The sequence below is a fragment of the Streptomyces sp. AC550_RSS872 genome (assembly GCF_019049285.1).
GTDB lineage: Bacteria > Actinomycetota > Actinomycetes > Streptomycetales > Streptomycetaceae > Streptomyces.
In genome coordinates this window covers 182,555-204,609 of record NZ_JAGMUL010000092.1, presented here as the reverse complement: position 1 = coordinate 204,609, position 22,055 = coordinate 182,555, and the positions used below count along the sequence as shown (strand labels likewise).

The 22,055-nt window shown below is 71.0% G+C and carries 13 protein-coding genes and 1 pseudogene; 11 read left to right on the top strand and 3 right to left on the bottom strand.

Annotated features, from left to right (window positions below):
* The first annotated feature begins 262 nt into the window (after positions 1-262).
* The 5 genes and pseudogenes from KUM44_RS30575 (at position 263) to KUM44_RS30555 (ending at position 10,826) form a co-directional block, all read left to right on the top strand.
* A pseudogene (locus tag KUM44_RS30575) lies at positions 263-1,888 on the top strand (heavy metal translocating P-type ATPase).
* Positions 1,889-2,158: 270 nt separating this feature from the next.
* Positions 2,159-3,316 (top strand): AI-2E family transporter, encoded by a 1,158-nt coding sequence (locus KUM44_RS30570; protein WP_217212991.1) that lies wholly within the window; start codon positions 2,159-2,161, stop codon positions 3,314-3,316.
* A gap of 381 nt (positions 3,317-3,697) precedes the next feature.
* Positions 3,698-6,946 carry an ABC transporter permease gene (locus tag KUM44_RS30565; RefSeq protein WP_308402770.1) on the top strand — a complete coding sequence of 1,083 codons (3,249 nt, stop codon included), beginning with the start codon at positions 3,698-3,700 and terminating at the stop codon, positions 6,944-6,946.
* Positions 6,943-9,717 (top strand): FtsX-like permease family protein, encoded by a 2,775-nt coding sequence (locus KUM44_RS30560; RefSeq protein WP_308402769.1) that lies wholly within the window; start codon positions 6,943-6,945, stop codon positions 9,715-9,717. The genes KUM44_RS30565 and KUM44_RS30560 overlap by 4 nt, the downstream gene beginning before the upstream one ends.
* Before the next feature lie 113 nt (positions 9,718-9,830).
* Entirely contained in the window at positions 9,831-10,826 is a 996-nt protein-coding gene (locus tag KUM44_RS30555; RefSeq protein ID WP_217212990.1) for an ATP-binding cassette domain-containing protein, read from the top strand.
* 84 nt (positions 10,827-10,910) lie between these two features.
* On the opposite strand, the gene KUM44_RS30550 is transcribed toward KUM44_RS30555, so the two are convergent.
* Positions 10,911-11,603 carry an ABC transporter ATP-binding protein gene (locus tag KUM44_RS30550; RefSeq protein WP_217212989.1) on the bottom strand — a complete coding sequence of 231 codons (693 nt, stop codon included), beginning with the start codon at positions 11,601-11,603 and terminating at the stop codon, positions 10,911-10,913.
* 727 nt (positions 11,604-12,330) lie between these two features.
* On the opposite strand from KUM44_RS30550, the gene KUM44_RS30545 reads away from it, so the two are divergent.
* From KUM44_RS30545 to KUM44_RS30530, 4 genes are all read left to right on the top strand, one after another.
* Positions 12,331-12,819 carry a GNAT family N-acetyltransferase gene (locus KUM44_RS30545; protein WP_217212988.1) on the top strand — a complete coding sequence of 163 codons (489 nt, stop codon included), beginning with the start codon at positions 12,331-12,333 and terminating at the stop codon, positions 12,817-12,819.
* A 637-nt stretch (positions 12,820-13,456) separates the two neighbouring features.
* On the top strand, positions 13,457-14,314 hold the full coding sequence (locus KUM44_RS30540; protein ID WP_217212987.1) for an ABC transporter ATP-binding protein: 858 nt from the start codon (positions 13,457-13,459) through the stop codon (positions 14,312-14,314).
* On the top strand, positions 14,311-15,300 hold the full coding sequence (locus tag KUM44_RS30535; protein ID WP_217212986.1) for an iron-siderophore ABC transporter substrate-binding protein: 990 nt from the start codon (positions 14,311-14,313) through the stop codon (positions 15,298-15,300). Before KUM44_RS30540 ends, KUM44_RS30535 begins: the two co-directional genes overlap by 4 nt.
* 4 nt (positions 15,301-15,304) lie before the next feature.
* Positions 15,305-17,377 (top strand): iron ABC transporter permease, encoded by a 2,073-nt coding sequence (locus tag KUM44_RS30530; protein ID WP_217212985.1) that lies wholly within the window; start codon positions 15,305-15,307, stop codon positions 17,375-17,377.
* On the opposite strand, the gene KUM44_RS30525 is transcribed toward KUM44_RS30530, so the two are convergent.
* On the bottom strand, positions 17,368-18,144 hold the full coding sequence (locus KUM44_RS30525) for an ABC transporter permease (RefSeq protein WP_217212984.1): 777 nt from the start codon (positions 18,142-18,144) through the stop codon (positions 17,368-17,370). The two genes, KUM44_RS30530 and KUM44_RS30525, sit on opposite strands and share 10 nt — an antisense overlap.
* A 123-nt stretch (positions 18,145-18,267) precedes the next feature.
* Positions 18,268-19,215: a methionyl-tRNA formyltransferase gene (locus tag KUM44_RS30520; protein ID WP_217212983.1), complete on the bottom strand. Its 948-nt coding sequence runs from the start codon at positions 19,213-19,215 to the stop codon at positions 18,268-18,270.
* 260 nt (positions 19,216-19,475) lie between these two features.
* Between KUM44_RS30520 and KUM44_RS30515 the strand changes: the two genes are divergently transcribed.
* The gene (locus KUM44_RS30515) at positions 19,476-20,828 is read left to right on the top strand and encodes a lysine N(6)-hydroxylase/L-ornithine N(5)-oxygenase family protein (RefSeq protein WP_217212982.1); all 1,353 of its coding nucleotides are present in this window, start codon (positions 19,476-19,478) and stop codon (positions 20,826-20,828) included.
* Positions 20,829-20,945: 117 nt separating this feature from the next.
* Positions 20,946-22,001: an iron-siderophore ABC transporter substrate-binding protein gene (locus KUM44_RS30510; protein WP_217212981.1), complete on the top strand. Its 1,056-nt coding sequence runs from the start codon at positions 20,946-20,948 to the stop codon at positions 21,999-22,001.
* Positions 22,002-22,055: the final 54 nt, after the last annotated feature.

The following is a 22,055-nucleotide window of genomic DNA, read 5'->3' as shown; positions in this document are numbered from 1 at the left end:
GTTTCGTCCGCATCGACGCCGATCCGCTCACGGGTGCCACCACGTGAGAGGGCGAATGATGTACGGCCTCGCCCTCTCCTCCTGAGGGAGATGGGCCGAACTGTGGGATGTCGGCGTATACCTGCTTGCCCGTCAGGTGCCTTGTCGCTACCCGCCCTTGCTGGTCCGATGGGACGTGGCGGGCTGACCTGGCCGGCGCGGTAGGGCAGGCCCGATAGGCCGCAGGCACGCGGGCACGGACACCCTCGTCACGGCCGCCACCGTGATCTCCCTGCTGCTGCGGGAGAACGTAGTGGCCCTGACCGTGCTGTGGCTGCTCAACATCGGCGAGTTCCAGCAGACCATCACCCTGCGCCGCACCCGGCGCGCCATCGAGGAACTGCTCAGCATCGGCGAGGAGCGGGTCTGGCTGGTACGCGACGGCGTCGAGAGTGAGGTGGCGCTCGAGGAGGTCGAGGTCGGCGACGAAGTCGCGGTGTACGAGCACCACAAGATCCCGGTCGATGGCGCCGTGGTCACCGGCGAGGCGCTGGTGGACCAGGCGGCGATCACCGGCGAGGCCCTACCCGTCTACACCCGCACGGGCTCGGAGGTCTACGCGGGCACCATCGTCACGTCCGGCTCGCTGAACGTACGCGCCACCTCGGTCGGCAGCGACACCACGGTCGGCCGGATCGTCAGCCGTGTCGAGGAGGCCCAGGCCGACCGGGCGTCGATCCAGACGGTCGCCACCCGCTTCACCCGCCGCTTCGTGCCCGTTTCGTTCGCCCTCGCGGGAGTCACGTATCTCCTGACCGCGATCAGCGCCGCCATCGGCAACGGCGCCCGCCGCGGCACCCTCATCAAGGGCGGGACCCACCTGGAAGGCGTGGGCCGGGTCAGCGCGGTCGTCTTCGACAAGACGGGCACCCTCACCTTCGGCCGCCCGCTGGTCACCAGCGTCGTCGCCCGGCAAGAGCACTTCACCGCCGACGAGGTGCTCAGCCTGGCCGCATCCGGCGAACTCCACGCCCGGCACCCCCTCGCTCAGGCCATCGTGGCGCGCACGGAGGAGCGCCCCCTGCACATCCCCATCCACCAGGCATGCGAGGTCGTCCTCGGCATGGGCATGCGCGCCGAACTCGACGGCACCCGACTGCTGGTGGGCAGCCCCGCACTGCTGCGCCGGCACGGCATGGAACTCAGTGACGTGGCCCAGGAATGGACCGAACAGCTACGCCACCGCGGCGAGACCGTGATCTGCCTCGCCCATGACGAGGACCTGATCGGGATGCTGGGCGTGTCCGACGCCGTACGCACCGGGGCCCACACCGTCGTACGCCAGCTGTAAAACCTCGGCGTTTCACGGATCATCCTGCTCACCGGCGATGCGCCGGAGACGGCGCAGAGCGTCGCCGACGCCCTCGGGATCACCGAGGTGCACGCGCACGCCCTGCCGGAGGGCAAGCTCCAGCTCATCCGCGACCCGCAGGACGAGGGGCACACCGTGGCGATGGTCGGCGACGGAACCAACGACGCCCCCGCCCTGGCGCTGGCGGACGTCGGTATCGCCATGGGCGAGCATTCCTCGCACGTGGCGCTGGAAACCGCCGACATCGCCCTCGCCGGAAACGACCTGCGCCAGGTCGCCGCCGTGGTCGAACTCAGCCGCCACACCCTGCGCGTCGTCCGCCAGAACTACGGCCTGGCCATCGGCGTCAACCTCATCGGTCTGCTCGCCAGTGCCGGAGGCTCCATCAACCCCGTCGCGGCGGCCCTCCTGCACAACACCAGCAGCATCGCCGTCGTCGGCAACTCCGCACGGCTGGTCACCCACACCCCTCACCTGCCCGGCGAACCCGCCGCCCGACTGCGCGCAGCCCCACTCGAGGAACACCGGGTGCGCTGAGCCGCCCCCGCACAGGCCGCCGACAAGTCCGCCGCTGCTGGCCGCGCTGCCGCACACCGCCGATGGTGGATGACCTTCATGTGCGCATGTCGGTCTGAGCTCCCCGCGACAGTCTGGTGAAGACGGCGTAGTTGTGAGACTCCCAGGCAGCTGACCAACCTGCATGATTCGGCGGCATGCCGCGCATCAGGCCGCGGTGACGAGCACCGCAGAACCGTCTCGACCGGTGGCGTTCGCTCAGCGTGACTGACGTGCCAATAGTGTGACCGCATGCCTGACAGACTGAGTTCGGAAAGAACCCGCACCGCGCTTGCCTCGTCCGCGCGTATATCGGTCGAGTTGATGTTGGTGTTCGTGGCGGTCGCAGCGGCTTTGTGGGGTCTGGCCCGGATGTGGTCGGTCGTGTGGCCAGTGATCATTGCCCTGTTCCTCACCACACTGACCTGGCCGCTGACCCGTGTGCTGCGCCGACGCGGGTGGCCTGCGGCGCTGGCCGCGTTGCTGGTGACCGTGCTGTTCCTCGTCGCCGTCCTCGGCATCGTGGCGCTGATCGCGGTTCCGGTGGCGTCCCAGTCCGGCGAGTTGACCGCCGGTGTGGTCGATGGCATCGAGAAGGTGCGCGAGTGGGCCGCGGGGCCACCGCTGAACATCGGCGACGACGAGATCACGGCCGCCTTGGACAGCGCGGCCGCCCGCGTCCAGGGCAGCGTCGGCAGCTTGGTCACCACGGTCGCAACGGGCGTGGCCACCACGGTCAGCAGCTTGGTCACGGCCGTCCTGGCGCTCTTCTTGATGTTCTTCTTCCTCAAGGACGGCCCGCGATTCCTGCCGTGGCTCGCGCGCCAGTTGCCCGGCCGACTCGCCAAGGACGTTCCGGTCCTGGCCGAGCGCGCCTGGGACACCCTGGGGGCGTTCATGCGGTCCCAGGCGCTCGTTGGCCTGCTCGATGCTGTCTTCATCGGCCTCGGCCTCTGGATCCTGGACGTACCGCTGGTCCTTCCGCTGACGGTGCTGACCTTCGTCTCCGCGTTCGTGCCGATCGTGGGCGCGGTGTTCGCCGGCTTCGTCGCGGTTCTCATCGCGCTGGTGTCGAACGGTCCGACGGACGCGCTGATCATGCTGGCGATCATCGTCGTGGTGCAGCAACTTGAGGGAAACGTGTTCCAGCCCATGCTCCAGAGCCGGAGCCTCGGCCTGCACGGGGCGGTGATCCTCCTGGCGGTGACGCTGGGCGGCAGCCTCGCCGGCATCGTGGGCAGTCTTCTCGCCGTTCCGGTCACTGCGGTGATCGCCGTTACCTGGAACTACCTGCGCGAGCAACTCACCGAAGCGCCGCAGGAGCCGGAACCCGACAAGCTGGAGGCCGGTGTCGCTGCCCCGGCCGGCGACGTGGCTCGTGATCGCCGAGCCCGCACCGACCTCGCCTGAGACATCCCCCTGTTGCTGTCCGCCGCCCACGACACCGACCGCCGATGCCGGCGTCCACCGTCGCAGTCACGGAGCGCTCGTGGGCGGCTGAGCCAGAACACCGACAAGGAGAGTCGGATGGAGGGAAGACAGACCGTTCGGATCGGGGCGAGAGTGGCTGCGGCGGCCGGAGTAAACGGACTCCGATCCCGCGCCGCTTCCGACTGACCATCTCTATCAGGCAGGGTCGTTCGACGACAGGACCCTCAAAAATCGCCCACATTCGATCACAAGGCGACCAAAGTCCGTCCTACAATTCCCTCTTGCACCTGCACGCCACCGACGCCACATCGCGTTCCGGTCGGTGTGGTGGAAACGGGGGGTTCGGTGAGGGAACGAGCGGTGCCTGCGGGCGTGTTGCGATTAGTCGTGCTGCGAGCGTGGGCGTATCGCCCGCTTCTCGGTGCCGTACTGCTGACCGTGCTGCTGACCACGGTCGTGCTGGCCGCGCTCACCGCCTACTCGGGCGCGATAGGCGATGCGGCGCTGCGGCGGTCGCTCGCGGAGCAGCGCACCGCTGCCCAGGCCGCTCTGGTGATCAAGGCCGACGTGCCGGCCGACGAGCGGCAGGCGGCCGACGACGCCGTGCGGGCGGGGGCCCGCACCGTCTTCACCGGGCTGCCCGTGCGGGTGCGTACCCTGCTGCGGTCGGGGCCTTACGCCCTGCCGGGGGCGCTGCGGCCGCCGTCCGAGCGGGACGGAAACCCGAACCTCACGTACTTCGCGGCCCTGGACCGCACACAGGTGCGGACCGTCGCCGGGCGGCTCCCCCGTGAGGCGGTGACCGCCGGGGCCATCGAGGCCGCACTGCCACAGAGCGCCGCCCGGCGGCTCGGTGTGGCGCCCGGCTCCCGGCTGACCGTCACCGACCGGCTGGACGGCCCGGCGGTGCGCGTGCTGATCACCGGCGTGTACCGGCCGGTGGACGTCCGGGCACCCTACTGGCAGTTGGACGACCTGGGCGGCCGCGGCGTGCAGGCGTCGAATTTCACGACGTACGGTCCCCTGCTCACCGCCCCAGCCGTGCCGACGTCGGGCCGGATGAGTGTCGGCGCGTCGGGCTGGCTGGTCTCGGCCGACTACTCCTCGCTGACGACGGAACGGATCGGCCCGCTGCGCGAGGCTGCCCGCTCGGGGACCGCGGAGCTGCGCGAGCGGCCGGCGCTCAGCAGTGCGACCACAGCGGACACCGCGTTGCCCGAGGTACTGGACCGCATCGAACGCTCCTTGCTCGTCTCACGGGCCGGCATGCTGATCGTCGCCGGTCAGCTCGGACTGCTCGCGGCCTGCGCCCTGTTGCTCGTCGCACGGTTGCTCGACTCCGAGCGCATGGCCGAGACCGGGCTGCTGCGTGCGCGCGGCGCCACCCGGGCACGGCTGGCGGGCTTGGCCGCGCTGGAGGCCCTGCTGATCTCCGTGCCGGCGGTGGTGGTGGCGCCGCTGCTGTCGGGGCCGTTGACGCGGCTGCTGGCCGGGCAGGGTGCCCTGGGCCGGACCGGGGTGCGCGTCGACGTGCAGGCCGGAGGCCGACTCGAGGTGTGGGCGGTCGCCGCAGGGGTGGCCGGGCTGTGTGCGCTGACCGTGGCTGTCCCGGCGTGGCGGGCGACCTTCGCGGGCACGTTCGCGGCGCGGGCGGGAGCGCTGCCCGCACCGCTGCGTGCCGGGGCGGATGTCGGGTTGCTCGCTGTGGCCGGTGTCGCCTTCTGGCTGCTCGGCAGCCAGGAGTCCGGCGCTGTCACCGCCGACCGTGAGGGGGTCCTCGGCGTCGACCCGCTTCTGGTGGTGGCACCCGCTCTGGTGCTGCTCGCCGGAACGGTTCTGGTGCTGCGGCTGCTGCCCTTGCTGGCGCGTGCCGGCGAGCGACTTCTGACCCGCGAGCGCGGACTGACCGCGGCCATGGTCGGCTGGCAGTTCAGTCGCCGACCGATGCGGGGAGCGGGTCCGGTGCTGCTCCTGGTCATCTCCGTGGCGCTGGGTGTGGTGGCGATCGGGCAGGACGCGTCCTGGCACCGTTCCCAGGCCGACCAGGCCGACTTCCGCGCGGGTGCCGAGGTGCGCGTCCTGTCCTCCGGGGGCGGCGGGGTGGGCCGTACAGACGTCTACGCGGACCTCCCACACGTGGACGCGGTCGCCCCCGCCGTCCGTGACACCGTGTCGCTCTCCGGGAGCCGCGAGGCGACCGTTGTGGCCCTGAACACGACAGAGGCGGCTGGAATGGTGCTGGCGCGGCGCGATCTGACGAACGGTCCGCTACTCGCCGGGCTCGCGCCGCGCGGGGCACCCGCGGGCATCGGGATACCGGAAGGCACCACCCGGCTCACGCTGACCGCTGCCCTGCACAGCACCGCGCCAGGGTCGGAGGCGGACGTCACGCTCACGGTGCGGGACCGTCACGGAATCCCCTACGAGATACCGTCCGGCAGCCTCGCCGCCGACGGCCGCCCGCACCGGCTGATCCCCGATCTGAACGGCGCCCGGGGCCCGCTGGCGTTGACCGGGCTCCAACTGAGTACGCAGCAGCCGGCCGGCCGTCCCCACCGGCACCGCCTGGTCCTCGGCGCGCTCACGGCGACGGCCGGCGACGGTGACGTCCGGCAGTTGACCCTGCCGAAGAGGTGGACGACCGCGATCCAGGCCGACGCGGACGCCGCCCCACCCGACGACGACGCCCGGCCGACCCGTCCCCGGCTCACGTCGACGGCACCCGTCACCATGACGTACAGCACCGGGTACCAGGTGGCCGGCCTCTCGCCGCCCGCCCTGCCGCTGGAGGTCCGGCTGAAGGTCGCCCAGCCCGCGGCGCCCGAGATCGTCGCGGTCGCCACCGACCGGTTCCTCGCCGCGTCCGGTGCGCGCCAAGGCCAGCGCGTGGAGGTGACGTTCGGCGGCCGTTCCCTGCCCGTACGCATCGTCCGCACCGCGAGCGCCCTGCCCACGACGGAAGCCACCACGCACGACGGCGGGGCCCTGCTGGTCGATCTCCGGGCCGTCAACCGGGCGCTACAGGCCCGCTACGGAACCAGCCTGGAGCCCACCGAGTGGTGGCTGAGCACGGCCGCGCCCGGCGCCACCGCAGCGGCCGTGCGCGCCCTGCCCGACGTCGATCCGCAGCAGGTGACGGTGCGCGACGAGATAGCGGCGCAGCTGCGCGCCGACCCGTTCGGGGCCGCCCCGGAAGCAGCGCTGATCGCGGCGGCAGCGGTGACGGTGCTCTTCGCCGCCCTCGGCTTCGCGGTGAGCGCGGCAGGGGCGATGCGAACCCGGGACGGTGAGTTCGCCGTGCTGCGCGCCCTGGGAACACCGCGCCGCAGGCTGGCCCGGCTGGTCGCCATGGAGCACGGCGTCCTCGTGGCCCTGGCGCTGCTGGTCGGCACGGTCCTGGGCATGGTGCTGACGCACGCGCTGGTTCCCCTCGTCGTCCTGACCGGGCAGGCCACCCGACCGCTCCCGCCGGTCCAGGTCGAACTCCCGCTCCTGCGTCTGACCGCCCTGCTGGCGGCCCTCGCGGCGGGCCCCGCCCTCGTGACCGCGGCCCTCGCCCTTCGGCGGGCGAAGCCCGTGATGGCTCTCAGGGACGAGGTGACACAGTGACCACGCAGCCGGTGCCCCCGCAGGACGGGGGGACGAAGGCGGTGCCACCGCATGTACGTGCCGGATTGCGGACCCGGCTGAGGGCCTTCGCCGGTACGTCCGTTGCCCTCGCGCTCCTGGTGGCCGTGACCGCGGCGCTGGCCGCCGCGTACCCGCGTGCCGTCGACCGGTACGGGGACGCGGGGCTGCGCCGGGCGGTCGAGCAGGCCCCACCCGACCGGACGACCGTGCAGATGGAGGTCCCGCTGCCCTGGTTCGACACGGTCGAGGAGATGGAGGCCGCCCTGCGCGTCGGTCCGCTGACCGCGGCGCGGGCCAAGGTTCTCGCCACCGCCGAGGCGCCGCTGGTTCCCGACCCCGCGCAGTCGTCGTACGGCGTGCGCACGACCGTCCCCCTGGAGGCGTCCGACCCCTGGCTTCCCCGGCCAGCCGGCCTGCCCGCCCAACTGGTGCTCGCCGCCCAGCAGGACCTGGCCTCCCACGCCCGTCTCAGCGCGGGCCGGTTGCCGCGCACCACGGGCGCACCGGTGACCGCGGCGACCGCGCAGGTCGAGGCCGCCGTCACCGTGGACACCGCCCGCACGCTCCACATCCGGGTGGGCTCGGTGATCCACGTACCAGGCTCGGAGCGCGCCCCGCTCGCCGTCCGGGTCACCGGCATCGTCGTCCCGCGCGCCCCCGAGGGCGCCTACTGGGCGGCACTGCCGGTGCTGCGCACGCCCTCGCTGAGCCGTCAGCCCGAACTTTCGCCGACGGACGTCCACTGGCTCGGTGGCCTGCTTCTCGCCGCCGACGCCGGCCCGGCACTCCTGGGCACCCCCGGCCAACCGCACCGGTACTGGCATGTGGCCCCCGACGTCGCCACCCTGCGCGGCCACGATCTCGACCGTCTGGCGTCCGCCGTGGCCTCCCTGGAGACGGGGCCCGGACTACAGCGGATGCGGGAGGTTGTCGACGGGGACCTGGGTGCCCAGACGCATCTCGACGAGGTCCTCGCGAACCATGCCCGACTACGGTCGGGGATCGACTCGTTGCTCCTCCTCGCCGCCGTCGGGACCGGCAGCCTCGCCCTGATCGTCCTGGCCATGGCCGGCGGCGTGGCAGCCGATCGCCGACACGCGGAGCTGGCCCTGCTGCGTGCCCGCGGCGCCTCACTGTCCGGCCTGGCCGTTCGGCTGCTGGCGGAGACGGCGGTGGTGGCCGTGCCGGCCGGCGCCCTCGGACTGACCGCCGCACTGCTCGTCCTGCCCGATGCCCGCACCGCACCCGCCCTCGCGGCCGCCCTCGCCGTCACCCTGCTCGCCTGTGGCGCGCTCCCGCTGCGCGCCGTGGTGACGCACCGCACGGTACGGATGCACGACGGGCGGGAGGACCTCACCACCGCCCGGCCGTCGCGGCGCCGAACGGTGGCGGAACTGACCGTCCTGGTGATCGCGTCGGGGGCGGTCGCCGCACTGCGTCGACAGGGATCCGGCAGCACCGCTCTGGTGGCCGCCGCCCCACTGCTGACGGGCCTGGTAGCGGCTCTGCTGCTGGCACGCCTCCACCCCCTGCCGCTCCGTGCGCTGAGCAAGGCGACCGCTCGCATGCGCGGCCTGGTGATTCCGCTGTCGCTTGCCCATGTGGCTCGTGCCCCCGGCTTCGCCGTGCTGCCCCTGCTCGCCCTGCTCAGCGCCCTGACCACGGCCGCGTTCGGCGGCTCGGTCCTGGCAGGGGTCACGGCGGCCCGCGACCAGGCCGCGCTCCTCCACGTCGGCGCTGACGGCCGCATCGAGGCCACCACCGGTGAACTCCCTCGTGCCCTGCCCGACCGAGTACGCCGACTGCCCGGCGTACAGGACATGACGGAAGCAAGCGTTACCAATGAGGCGGAGCCCTCACTGGGCAGCCGGCCGGTGCAGCTGGCCGGTGTGGACCCTGACGCTTATGCGCACCTGTCGCACCACACGGGACTGGGGCCGTTCGACGCGGCGAGCCTCCGGCCGGCGGACGCCGGTACTACGGGCAGCACCGACCGGCCCCTGCCCGCGCTTGCCTCGACTCGCGTGGCCGACGAGTACGGCACCGGCCCCTACTCCGTCCTGCTCCCGGACGGCACCTCCGTCACTGTCCGGATCGTCCTGGTCCGAGACCGCACCCCGGCAGTGCTCGGTGACGACTTCCTGATCGTGGACCGCGCCGGCCTTCCCCGCGGCGCGGCGCGTACGACGACTCTGCTGCTGACCGGTGACGCCCTGAACGGCCGGGCGCTTCGCTCGGCGGCGGAAGGCACGGCGGCGAGCGTCCAGCTACGTGCCGAGCAACGCACGCGACACGTCGAATCACCGCTACAGTCCGGCGCGGAACGCCTGTACGGTGTCGCGGTCGCCGCTGGCGCCGGGTTCGCGGTCCTGGCGCTCGTGCTGACCGTGCTGCGCACCGCGCCCGAACGCAGCGCCCTGCTCGCCCGATTGCGCACGATGGGCATGACCCGGGCTCAGGGCCGCCGACTTCTGATCCTCACGGCCCTCCCGCAGGCGTTCCTGGCCGCGGCCGGCGGCATGCTGACCGGCTGGGTCGGCATTCACCTGCTGTCGCCCGGCATCGACCTCACGACCATCGCGCTGGCATCCCCGTCCGCTCTCGAGGAGGCCGTGCTGCGCACCGATCCGCTCTCGCTCACGGTTCCGGCGCTCACCGTGCTGCTCCTGGCCATCGGTGTGCCCGCCGGCCAGGCCTGGTGGACCAGCCGACGTGGCTCGGTGCGTGAACTGAGGCTGGGTGACAACTAGACAGTGAGCAGCGCATCGAGACCTGGGCGCCGCGACGCCGGCCTGATCCAAACGACAGGGCCCCGCCCCCTCCGGCACCGGCCCGTGCCCCTCCGACCGCCCAGGAGCAGCCGATGACCAGCAGCCCGACCTTCCACGAGCTCGCCGACCGTGCCCTCGCCGCGCGCAACGCCGCGGCCTACGGTCACGACGCCCTGATCACCTGCGACCGGCTGGTACGGATCTTCTCCGCCGACGGAGTGGAGGTCCAGGCACTGCAAGGCCTCGATCTCCTCGTCCGCAAGGGAGAACTCATGGCCCTGGTCGGCGCCTCCGGCAGCGGCAAGTCCACCCTCATGAACATCCTGGCCGGACTGGACAAACCCACCGCCGGCGCGACTCGTGTCGCCGACCACGACCTGGTCACGATGTCCTCCAAGGAACGACTCGCCTACCGTCGCAAGACCGTCGGCTTCGTCCGGCAGCAGACCTCCCACAATCTCCTGCCCTATCTCACCGCCGCACAGAACGTCGCCCTGCCCCTGCGGCTGGCTCGCGCCCGAGGCCGGCGCCGAACCTGGGCCGACCGCGCCATGGAACTCCTCGACCTGCTGGAGGTAGCCGAATGCCGCGACCGTCGGCCGCACCAGATGTCAGGCGGCCAGCAGCAGCGCGTCGCCCTCGCAGTCGCCCTCGCCAACGATCCCGCGGTCCTGCTCGCCGACGAGCCCACCGGTGAACTCGACTCCCACACCGCCGAACAGGTCTTCGCCGCGTTCCGCACCGCCAACGAGGAGTTGGGGACCACCATCGTGATCGTCACGCACGATCAGTCCGTCGCCGGAGAGGTCCGCCGTACGGTCGCCATCCGGGACGGCCGCACGGCGACGGAAGTCCTGCGCCACAGCGAAGTCGACTCCGCCACCGGCCAGGAGAACCTGGTTGCCCGCGAATACGCCATGCTCGACCGGGCCGGCCGCCTCCAGCTCCCCGCCGAGTACACCCGGGCCCTGGGGATGCGCGACCGCGTCGCTTTGGAACTGGAACCCGACCACATCGCCGTCCGCCCGGACGACCCCCGGAACGGCCGTCACGGCCAGGGCTCAGCTGAGGAACAGCCGGGGCTCTGAGACGAACCGAGTACATCCGGTCCGCCGACTCCGACGCGGCCTGATGCCGGACCTCGTGTCTGCGGTGTGATGCGGACGACTGGGCTAGGACTCGGCGATCTGGCCGTCCTTCAGCTCCAGCACACGATCGGCAAGGTCGAGAAGTGTCGTGTCATGGGTGGCCACGAGAGCAGTGATCCGCTCGCTGCGGACGACCGCGCGCAGCAGCTCCATCACGGAGTGCCCGGTCTCCGCGTCCAACTGGCCGGTCGGCTCGTCGGCGATGAGAATCGAGGGACTGTTGGCCAGGGCGCGGGCGATGGCGACCCGCTGGCGCTGCCCGCCCGACAACTCACCCGGGCGCTGCGCGGCGTGGTCCGCGAGCCCCACGAGGGACAGCAGCAGTTCGACGCGCTCCCGCCGCTCACGCGGGTCCGCCCTGCGCAACCGCAGCGGTATGCCCACGTTTTCGGCAGCCGTGAGGATAGGGATGAGCCCGAACGACTGGAAGACGAAGCCGATGCGCTCCCGGCGCAGCGCGAGGAGGGCGTCCTCACCCTGGTCCCGAAGGTGCAGCCCGTCGATGGTGACGCGTCCGCCGTCCGGTTCGTCCAGTCCACCCACGATGTTGAGCAAAGTGGTCTTGCCCGAGCCCGAGCGTCCCTTGACAGCGACGAGTTCCCCCCGAGGGACCTCGAAGGAAACGCCACGCAGGGCATGCACGGCGCTGGCACCTCGACCGTACGACTTGTGCACATCCGCCACCCGCAGCATGGCTGCGGTCACCGCCTGGCCCATCACGCCCCCGTATGCTCCGCTGTCTCCGAAGCGCGCCAGTATCTCACCCCGGAGAACAACCGGCAAAGCATGATGTGCTACGGCGCTTCCGTTGTCACGCGTCGGACCCTCCGACGAGTGACGGTGTGTCAAGGAAGCGGTGTGTCAAGGAAGCGGTGCCCCCGGTGGGGCATGTCGGCGATCGCCGTCCCGGTCTCGGCCGCAGGCGCTTGGGAGCTGTGCCAGGGCGAATTGGGCGGTCGCGATGTGGACGGCTGCGGTGTCCGAACCCGCGGTGCCCCGCCGCAGGAGGCAATTGCTTTCCCCCTGGGCCCGGCCGTGGTGGACGAACGCGATGAGCGGGCGCCGGCCGAAGGTCCAGCTCGTGTCCGACGCCGCGGCCGCCGCCGTCCCGCTGGGACGAGGCGCTTGCCGTCGTGGCTCCGCACGTGGGGGCCGTTGCCTGCCGGACGAACCGGACCCCGGTCGACCGCACGACGTCCGGCCGCGATCGTCGAGTGCGCCTCTTCGCCCACGCACCAGCGCCGAGGCGATGGTCCGGCCCGGCGCCCCGGGCTGCTGTTCAGGCCGTGCTCAGCGGCCGCGCCCGGGCCCGCGCCAGAACTGGCGACCGTCCGGTGCGGAACGCCCGGATGTTCAAACTCGCCAAGGACTCCGCGGCCAAGGCTCGCACCCAGGCGATCAACCACCTCCCCGATCCGACTTCCCGGTGCGAGATACTCTCCCGATGAGTTCACGCACTTCCCCGATCAGCCGGCCGATCACGATACGGAGGGCCGTCGCGCGGGATGCCAAACGGCTCACGCGGCTCGTGCGTGGCTCAGGCGCCTACGCGGGTAAGTACGCAGCCGCAGTCGCGGGCTACCGGGTCGGGCCTGATTACATCGAGGCCCACCGCGCCTTCGTAGCCGTCGGCGCCGACGAGCATGGAGGCCGGGTCCTCGGGTTCTACTCGCTCGTCCTCGCTCCACCGGAGCTCGACCTGCTGTTCGTCGCCGACGAAGCGCAAGGACGGGGTATTGGACTACTGCTCGTCGCGCATATGCAGTCCGAGGCCCGTGCCGCCGGGCTCGACCGCGTCAAGGTCGTGTCGCATCTTCCCGCCGAGGGCTTCTACCACCGCGCCGGCGCAGTGCGGACCGGGACCGCGCTCGCGAACCCGCCCGCCGTGCCGTGGGACCGTCCCGAATTCGAGTTTCGCATTTCTTCGGAATGATCCGGTTTGCCGGTTTGTAGGGTACCCGGCTTCGCCTGCATGGTGGCCGACATGCAGGAGCCGCTGGACGCCGCGCGTTCCGTGTGTGCCGTCGCCTCTGCCCTGGTGGGGGGAACGCCTGCGCCAGTGGTGGGGGAGGCGCAGTATGGCCTATCCGGGGGACGAGCGAAGCGGCAGCCCGGGGGTGATGTCAGTGCAGCAGTCATCTCCGGAGGGTGAGTCTCGGCAGCTGCATGCTCCCCGGCGACGCGTAAGTGATCCGGTGTCGCGCTCGCAGACGGTCTCGACGACGACTTGCTCCGTGCCGACGCGGGCGTGATCCGACACGGCGGTTCACGTCGTCGGAACTTCCTCCGCGCTGGAAATCGACGAGAACGGGGCCCGTGATCGTCGAGTACAAGCGGGCTGTGGACGCGAGTTTTGGCACCCGGCTTGCTGAGGGGGCGCGGTCACGCCGGCGCCGATCGGCGGTGTGATGCCATGCGGCCGCCCCGGTGTTCCTCATGGCGCTCCGGCTCGCCCGCCAGGATCGAGGCATCTGTGGATGTGGGGTTGGCCACCTGTGACTGATCTTCTCCTTGCGCCCGCCGCTGCCGCCCCTCACGGATTGTGCTTAGGTTAGGCTAACCTGTGCGGCGTGCGAGCAGGTGAAGAGAGCTCCGCGGCGGTGAGCGTCCGCGGTCATGAACTTTCAGCCACGGGAGTCACCGTGGCGTACGACGGCGTCGACGTCGTGCACGGTGCGTCGGTGACGCTGCTGCCTGGCGAAGTGACCGTGCTGGTGGGGCCGAACGGCAGCGGGAAGTCGACACTCCTGCGGACGCTCGCGCGACTGCACCGACCCAGGACCGCCACGCTCGTCATCGACGGCACGGACGGCCTGGCGTTGACCGCCCGTGAGTTCTCGCGCCGGGTGGCCCTGTTGACGCAGGGCCGTCCCACGCCCAGCGGGCTGACCGTGCGAGATGTCGTCGAGTTCGGCCGCTACCCGTACCGAGGGCGCTGGGGCACGGCGGACCCGGACGGCCGGGCCGCGGTGGATCGCGCGCTGGCCATGACGGGCGTCGCCGACCTCGCCGAGCGCGGCGCCGAGCGCCTGTCCGGCGGACAGCTCCAGCGCGTGTGGCTCGCGAGCTGTCTCGCCCAGGAGACCGGCGTACTGCTCCTCGACGAGCCGACGACCTACCTCGACCTGCGCTACCAGATCGAACTCCTCGATCTCGTCCGCGACTTGGCGGACGACCACGGGATCGCCGTCGGTGCCGTTCTGCACGATCTCGATCAGGCCGCGGCCCTCGCCGACCGGATCGTGTTGCTGCACGAGGGGCGGATCGTCGCGGACGGTCTGCCTGACGACGTCCTGACCGCTGAGCGGCTCACGGACATCTACGGCATCCGCATCGAGGTCGGCACCGACCCCCTGACGGGCCGGCTGCGCACCCGCGCGATCGGCCGGCACCACACGCGAAGCGAAAGGCTCATCACACCCTCATGAGACGCCTGATGACGACCGCGGCGGCCGCCACTGCCGCGGCGCTCACCCTGACCGCCTGCGGCACGACCGAGCCCGCCGCCGACAGCGACGACGCGAAGAAGAAGGCGGGCGAGGCCGTCACACTCACCGACGCCTCCGGTCAGAAGGTCGAACTCGACGGGCCGGCAAAGAAGGTCGTCGGCACCGAGTGGCACGAGGTCGAGCTGCTGATATCGCTGGGTGTCGACCCGGTCGGCGTCGCCGACGTCAAGGGCTACAAGACCTGGGACCAGGCAGTGCCGCTGAAGAACGAGCCCGAGGACATCGGCACCCGCGGCGAGCCCAGCATGGACACCATCGCCGCCCTGAAGCCGGACCTCATCGTCGCCAGCACCGACCTGCCCCCGGCCGCGGTGAAGCAGCTGCGCAAGGTCGCCCCGGTCGTGGAGGTGCAGTCCGCCAACGCCTCCGACCCCCTGGGGCAGATGAACAAGAACCTCGACCTCCTCGCGCAGGCGACCGGCACCACCGAGCAGGCCGAGAAGCTCAAGAAGGACTTCGACGCCAAGGTCACCGAGGGCAAGCAGGCCCTTGCCGACGCCGGGCTCGGCGGCGCCAAGTACGCCTTCGCCGACGGCTACGACATCTCCAACCAGGTCTCCATCCGGCCGTTCACCAGCGGCTCGCTCATCGGCGCTGTCAACGAGCAGCTTGGCCTGGAGAACGACTGGACGGTCAAGGGCGACAAGGACTACGGGCTCGGCACCACCGACGTCGAGGGGCTCACCAAGCTCAGCGACGACGTGAAGTTCGCCTACATCGGCAACGACGGGGACAAGAGCAGCACCCCGTTCACCGACGCCCTGGCCAAGGACAAGGTGTGGACCTCGCTGCCGTTCGTGAAGAAGGGCAATGTGCACCGACTGCCCGACGGCATCTGGATGTTCGGCGGGCACGAGTCGATGGGCAAGTACATCGACTCCGTCGTCGCCGAGCTGACGAAGTAACACCATGGCCGTCACCGCGACAACCCCCGCCACCCGTCCGTCGGAGGTCACGCCCCGGACGGGCGCGGCCGCGGTGACGGCCGCTCTGTTCCTGCTGCTCGGCGCCCTCGCGGTCGTCGACATCACCCAGGGCACCGCCGCCGTCGGCGCGGGCGAGGTGTGGAAGGCCCTCACCGGCCGCGCCGACCCGGCCGACTCCTCCGTCGTCATCGCCTCCCGGCTGCCGAGGATGACCGCCGGGCTCCTGGTCGGGGCCATGCTCGGGATGGCGGGTGCCGCTTTGCAGGCGGTCAGCCGCAACGTCCTCGCCTCGCCCGACACCCTCGCCGTGAACGCCGGCTCCTACCTGGCTCTCGGGCTGGTCGCCGTCACCGGCGCCTCCCTGCCGCTGCTCGCCTCCTCCGGCGTCGCACTCGTCGGCAGCCTCGCCGCGGCGGCCGTCGTACTCGGCCTGTCGGGCCTGGGCACGGGCACCGTGCGCCTCGTGCTCGCCGGCACCGCCCTCATGCTCGGCCTCAACGCCGTCACCGAGGGGCTGCTCCTGCTCTTCCCGGAGGAGACTCACGGGCTCTACCAGTGGAACCAGGGCAGCATCGGCCAGAACGGTTTCGACGGCGTGCTCCAGATGGCGCCCATCGGCCTCGCCGGCCTCCTCGGGCTGCTGCTGGTCGCCCGCCGGGTCGACGCTCTCGCCCTGGGCGACGAAGCCGCCCGCGGCATCGGTGTCCCGGTCCGTGCCACCCGGATCACGGCGGTCGTCCTCGCGTCGCTGCTCTCCGCGGCGGCCGTCACCCTCAGCGGACCGATCGGCTTCGTCGGCCTGTGCGCCCCCGCCCTCATGCGCTCCCTCGCCCGCAGGTTCCGTGCCTTCGCGCGATCACGGGCGAGCCTTCCGGTCACCGGCCTCATCGGTGCGGCTCTGGTGCTCGGCTCGGACGTGCTCCTGAGATCCCTCGTGCCGGGCGACCTCGCGGTCGCCGTGCCGACGGGCGTGGTCACCAGCCTCGTCGGTGCCGTGTTCCTGATCGTCATGGCCGTCCGGCTGAAGGACACCGCGGCCTCCGCCGCACCCGACCGGCTGCGCATCCGAAGTCGGACTGTCTTCGTCACCGTCACCGCCGTCCTGGCGGTGGCGCTCGTCGGTGTGACGATCGCCGCCGTGCTGCTGGGTGACGCCAAACTGCTGCTGGGCGATGTCGTGAACTGGGCGCAGGGCAGGGCCGGCCAGACCGTGTCTTTCGTGCTCGACACCCGGGTGCCCAGGGTCCTCGCGGCACTCCTCGCGGGCGCCGCACTCGCCCTGTCCGGGACACTCATCCAGGCCGTCACCCGCAATCCGCTCGCCGAACCCGCCGTCCTCGGTGTCTCCGGCGGAGCCGCGCTCGGCGCCGTACTCCTGGTGACGACCGTGCCCCTGGCCGACTCGTGGGGCCTGGCGGGCGCGGCGTTCGCGGGCGCCGCGGTCAGCTCCGTCATCGTCTTCGGCCTCGCCGCCCGGGGCGGCTTCCAGCAGAACCGGCTCGTCCTCGTCGGCATCGGCGTGGCCACCGCCGCCACCGCTCTGATCAGCCTGCTGATCGTCCTCACTGACCCGTTCAACGCGGTCAAGGCCCTCACCTGGCTGTCCGGCTCCACCTACGGACGGACCCTGCCGGACGTCGCGCCGCTCGCGGCCGTCCTCGTCCTGGGGTTGGTCGTCGCGGTGCTGCGACGCGCGGAGCTCGACCTCGTGTCGCTCGACGAGGACACCCCCAGGCTCCTCGGACTCGACCTGACACGGGGGCGCCTCGGCTTCCTCGTGGTGAGCGTCCTGCTGAGCGCCACCGCCGTCGCCGCCGCGGGCACGATCGGCTTCGTGGGGCTCGTCGCCCCGCACGCGGCCCGGGCCCTGGTGGGCCGTCAGCACGTCCGGGTGGTTCCGGTGGCCGTGCTGCTCGGCGCCGGCCTGGTGTGCACCGCGGACCTGCTGGGCCGCACCGTCATCGCACCGGCCCAGCTCGGCGCCGGCATGGTGACCGCGGTGATCGGCACGCCGTACTTCCTCTACCTGCTGGTGCGCAGCCGCCGTCAGCCCTGACGGTGCAGCCGGCGGCGGGCGACGAGTTCGACGGTCAAGGCCACGGACAGCGCCTCGACGGCCAGCAGTGCGATGAGGACGAAGACCTGGACGGCGCCGGCGAGGACGGGGGAGGCGCCGGACAGGAGCATGCCGACGAAGGCGCCCGGCAGTGTGACCAGGCCGACCGTACGGGTCTGGTCCAGGGCGGGCAGGAGAGCGTCAGAGGCGGCACCCCGGGCCACTTCCAGGTGCGCGTCGCGTTCCAGGAAGCCCAGGGACAGGGCGGCCTCGACCTCGCCGTACCGCCCGGCGACCTCGTCCAGCGCACGCCGTCCGGCGAGCACAGTCGCGGTCAGCGCGCCGCCGATGAGGATGCCGGTCACCGGGACGATGGCGATGCCGGGCACGGTCAGCAGTCCGGACAGCACCAGGGCGGCGACGACCGGAGCCACGGGGGCCGCGATCGGCAGGACCGCCCACCACCATGTGCCGTTGGTGGTGATGCGCCGTCCGGCGGTGCGGGTCGCGACGGCGAACATGAGGAACAGGAAGCCGATCAGTGCCGCGGTGTGGTGCACGGCCCAACCGATCACCAGGGACACCACGGCCAGTTGCCCGGCCGCCCGTACACCCGCCAGCACGACCTCGCGGGCCCGCCCGTACGACTCGTCGGGCGAGAGCCGGAAGAGGGCGGTCACCGCGGTGGCGGCGAGCAGCAGCAAGGTGAGAGCGACGGCGAGCGTCGCGTTGACGGGCAGCAGCGTGTCGGCGGAGAGATGATGCACGTGTCTTGCCTACCCACGGAGCGAAGCGGGCGCCATGCCGAGGCGTTGCCGCCGCCGCGCGGACTGGGATCCGCACGGCGGCGACGTCCGGCCGGCCCTCGGGACCGCGGTGGGGCCGACAGGTCAGGGACGGTTGGTCAGATAGCCGCCCATGGAGGTGAAGTACTCGGTCGCGGGCAACTCCCGGCCGTCCTCCGTCCGTACGCGTGTGATGGCGAGGCCGTGGTTGCGGCCGGTGCGGGCGTCGGGTCCGGCGACGATCACCACGCCGTCACCCTCGCGGTAGAAGATGCGGCCGGGCGTGCCGCCGTAACGCCCCTCGGAGACGACGGCGGCCAGGACCTCGAGTCGCCGGCCCTTGTGGAAGGTGAAGGCGCTGGGGTACGGCTCGGACTGGGCGCGGACCAGGCGCTGAAGGTCCTCCGCCGGCCAGGTCCAGTCGATGCGGCTGTCCTCGATGGACCGCTTGTGGAAGAAGCTCGCCTGGGAGCGGTCCTGCTTGGTGAACTCCGTCTGCCCGGAGGCGATGAGGTCGAGCGCGCCGATGGTGACCGGGGCGATGAGGCCGACCGTCTTGTGGAAGAGGTCGGTGGCGGTGTCCGCCGGTCCGACCGGTACGGCCTCCTGGCGCACGATGTCGCCGGCGTCGAGTTCGTCGTTCATCATGTGTGCCGTGACGCCCACTTCGGGCTCACCGTTGATCAACGCCCAGATCAGAGGGGAGAAGCCGGCGTACTTCGGCAGCAGCGAGTCGTGCACGTTCAGTGTGCCGTGGCGCGGCAGGTCGAAGATGCGCGGGGGGATCCACGTACGCCAGTTGTTGGCCACGATGATGTCCGGGTCGGCCTCCTTGAGGCGCTCGAACAGCTCCTCGTCGTCAGGGCGGTTGCGGATCACGACCGGTACGCCGTTCTCCGTGGCCAGGTCGGCGACCGAGTCGCTCCAGATCTTCTCGTACGCGTGCTCGCTCTTGGGGTGCGTCACGACCAGGACCACGTCGTGCTCGGAGTCCAGGAGGGCTTGGAGGGTGCGGTGCCCCCAGGTCTGGTAGCCGAACATGACGACCCGCATGGGGTTCCTCCTCAGGGCAGGGATTGACCGCGGTCAGTAAAGCAAGGCTTACCTAAGTGGTCAACGGGGCGCGTTTAGGGGCGCGTTGACGATCAGTCGCCCCCGGCTGTCCGTTTTGTCTATGGACACCTCCACAGGGTGAGCTTAGCCTTGCCTAAGTTTCGGGCCGCGGCTCTCGGCGTGCCCAACTTCGTACTTCCCGATGCTCGACCAGCGGCCGCCGGCCCCACAGGGCGGCCGCCCCGCACGATGGGAGTGACATGGCACAGGCTCGTCCAGGCGACGCCCCTTTGATCCACGACCTCATAGGTATCGGCTTCGGGCCGTCCAACGTGGCCATGGCGATCGCGCTCAGCGAGCACAACGCGCGCGTCGGCAGACAGGAAGCGGTCAACGCTCACTTCTTCGAGCAGCAGCCGCGCTTCGGCTGGCACCGAGGCATGCTCATCGACGACGCGACCATGCAGGTGTCCTTCCTCAAGGACCTGGTGACGCTCCGGAACCCGGCCAGCGAGTACAGCTTCCTCTGCTACCTCAAGAGCAAGGGACGGCTGATCGACTTCATCAACCACAAGAACCTCTTCCCCCTGCGAGTGGAGTTCCACGAGTACTTCGAGTGGGCCGCCGAAAAGGTCGACGACATGGTCTCCTACGGCCATGAGGTCGTCGGGGTCACACCTGTCGTTCGCGACGGTGCCGTGGACTATTTGGACGTGACGGTCCGGTCGGGGGAGGGGCTCGCGGTCCACCGGGCGCGCAACCTCGTCATCGGTACCGGCCTGCGTCCCCTCATGCCGGAGGGCGTGGAGCGCACCGACCGCGTCTGGCACAACTCCGAACTGCTGGCGAAGGTCGACGGACTGGAGGGCACCTCGCCCTCCCGGTTCATCGTCGTGGGCGCCGGGCAGAGTGCTGCCGAGAACGTCGCCTATCTGCACCGCCGCTTCCCCCACGCCGAGGTCTGCGCCGTCTTCTCCCGTTACGGATACAGCCCCGCCGACGACAGCAGCTTCGCCAACCGGATCTTCGACCCGGCGGCGGTGGACGAGTTCTTCACCGCGCCGGAGAACGTCAAGCGGCAGCTGATCGACTACCACGGCAACACCAACTACTCCGTGGTGGACATCGACCTGATCGACGACCTGTACCGGCAGATGTACCAGGAGAAGGTCCTCGGCACCGAGCGCCTGCGCTTCCTCAACGTGTCCCGGCTGACCGACGTCGTGGAGAGCCCGGACACGGTCCGCGCCACCGTGAAGTCCCTCGTCACCGGCGAGGAGATGCCCCTGGACGCCGACGTCGTGGTGTTCGCCACCGGCTACAGCCCCGCCGACCCCCTCGGTCTCCTCGGCGAGGTCGCGGACCGCTGCCTGCGCGACGACGAGGGCCGGGTCAGTGTCGAGCGGGACTACCGCCTGGCGACCGACCCCGGCCTGCGCTGCGGCATCTACCTTCAGGGCGGCACGGAACACACGCACGGCATCACGTCGTCCCTGCTGTCCAACACCGCGATCAGGGTCGGCGAGATCCTGGACTCGGTCCTCGACCGGGGCCTCAAGTCCGCTTCCGACGAGGCACGGCCGGTCGTCGACGGGATCGGCACCGCCCGCTAGCCCGCCTGCTCCGCCCACAGGTTCAGCCCCCCCCCACACCGCCACGTCCTGCCGGTGGCGCCCCGCGCGACCGGCAGGACGCGGCCCGCACTGTGAAACCCCGTGAAAGGAAAGAACGTGTCCACTGGTACACGCCCCGTGCTGGCGCGGTTCGCCAGATACGTCCCCAGAGCGGCCGTGGCCGCCGTCGCCGCGCTCGCCCTGACCGCCTGTGGGGGCGGGACCGACAACTCCGAGTCGAAGTCCGGGACTTCGGCATCGGCCGACGCGGGCGCGAAGTCCGCCGCGTTCCCGGTCACGGTCGAGCACAAGTACGGCAGCACGACGATCGAGGAGGAGCCCAAGAAGGTCGTCACGCTCGGCCTGTCGGACCAGGACGCGGTGCTGGCGCTCGGCGTCAAGCCGGTCGGCGCGGTGGACTGGTTCAAGGAAGACCCCTACGGCAAGTGGCCGTGGGCCAAGGAAAAGTGGGGCTCCGACCTGCCGGAGATCGTCGGTGAGCGCGACGAGTACAACATGGAGAAGATCGCGGCGTTGAAGCCGGATCTGGTCATCGCCCAGTACTCGGGCATGAAGAAGGAGCAGTACGACACCCTCTCCAAGTTCACCAAGGTCGTCGCCCAGCCCAAGGACTACGCCGACTACGGGGCGACGTGGCAGGTGATGACCCAGCAGATCGGCAAGGCACTGGGCAAGGAGACCGAGGCCGAGAAGTTGATCTCGGACATCGACGCGCAGTTCAAGGCGGCCCGGGACGAGCACCCGGAATGGGCCGACATGACGCTCGCCGTGGCCGACAGCTTCGAAGCCGGCAAGTACTCGGCGTTCACCAAGACCGACCCCAAGGCGATCTTCTTCAACGAACTCGGTTTCAAGCTGAAGCCCGAGATCGACAAGCTGGCCAAGCCGGGCTGGAACGTCGCCGAACTCAGCGCCGAGAAGCTCAACGTGCTCGACGTCGACCGCTTGGTCTGGGTCACCTCCAGCACCGAGGCCAACGACCGGATCAAGGCCGAGCCGCTGTACAAGAAGCTGAAGGTCAACCAGGACAAGCGCGACCTCTTCGTCCCCTACCAGGACCCGGACATCGGGGCCGCGTTCTCCTTCAACACGGTCCTGTCGATCCCCTACGCGATCGAGGAGATCGAGCCGCTGCTGACCGCCATCAAGTGACGGCCGGGCGTCCCGTGACGGCGCACCGCTGACGCCGCCCGGCCACGGGCGGCG

Coding starts and splice junctions, on each gene's coding strand:
- KUM44_RS30530 (WP_217212985.1), top strand. CDS start 15,305: ATGGCCGTCACCGCGACAACCCCCGCCACCCGTCCGTCGGAGGTCACG.
- KUM44_RS30535 (WP_217212986.1), top strand. CDS start 14,311: ATGAGACGCCTGATGACGACCGCGGCGGCCGCCACTGCCGCGGCGCTC.
- KUM44_RS30570 (WP_217212991.1), top strand. CDS start 2,159: ATGCCTGACAGACTGAGTTCGGAAAGAACCCGCACCGCGCTTGCCTCG.
- KUM44_RS30520 (WP_217212983.1), bottom strand. CDS start 19,215: ATGCGGGTCGTCATGTTCGGCTACCAGACCTGGGGGCACCGCACCCTC.
- KUM44_RS30555 (WP_217212990.1), top strand. CDS start 9,831: ATGACCAGCAGCCCGACCTTCCACGAGCTCGCCGACCGTGCCCTCGCC.
- KUM44_RS30515 (WP_217212982.1), top strand. CDS start 19,476: ATGGCACAGGCTCGTCCAGGCGACGCCCCTTTGATCCACGACCTCATA.
- KUM44_RS30550 (WP_217212989.1), bottom strand. CDS start 11,603: ATGGGCCAGGCGGTGACCGCAGCCATGCTGCGGGTGGCGGATGTGCAC.
- KUM44_RS30545 (WP_217212988.1), top strand. CDS start 12,331: ATGAGTTCACGCACTTCCCCGATCAGCCGGCCGATCACGATACGGAGG.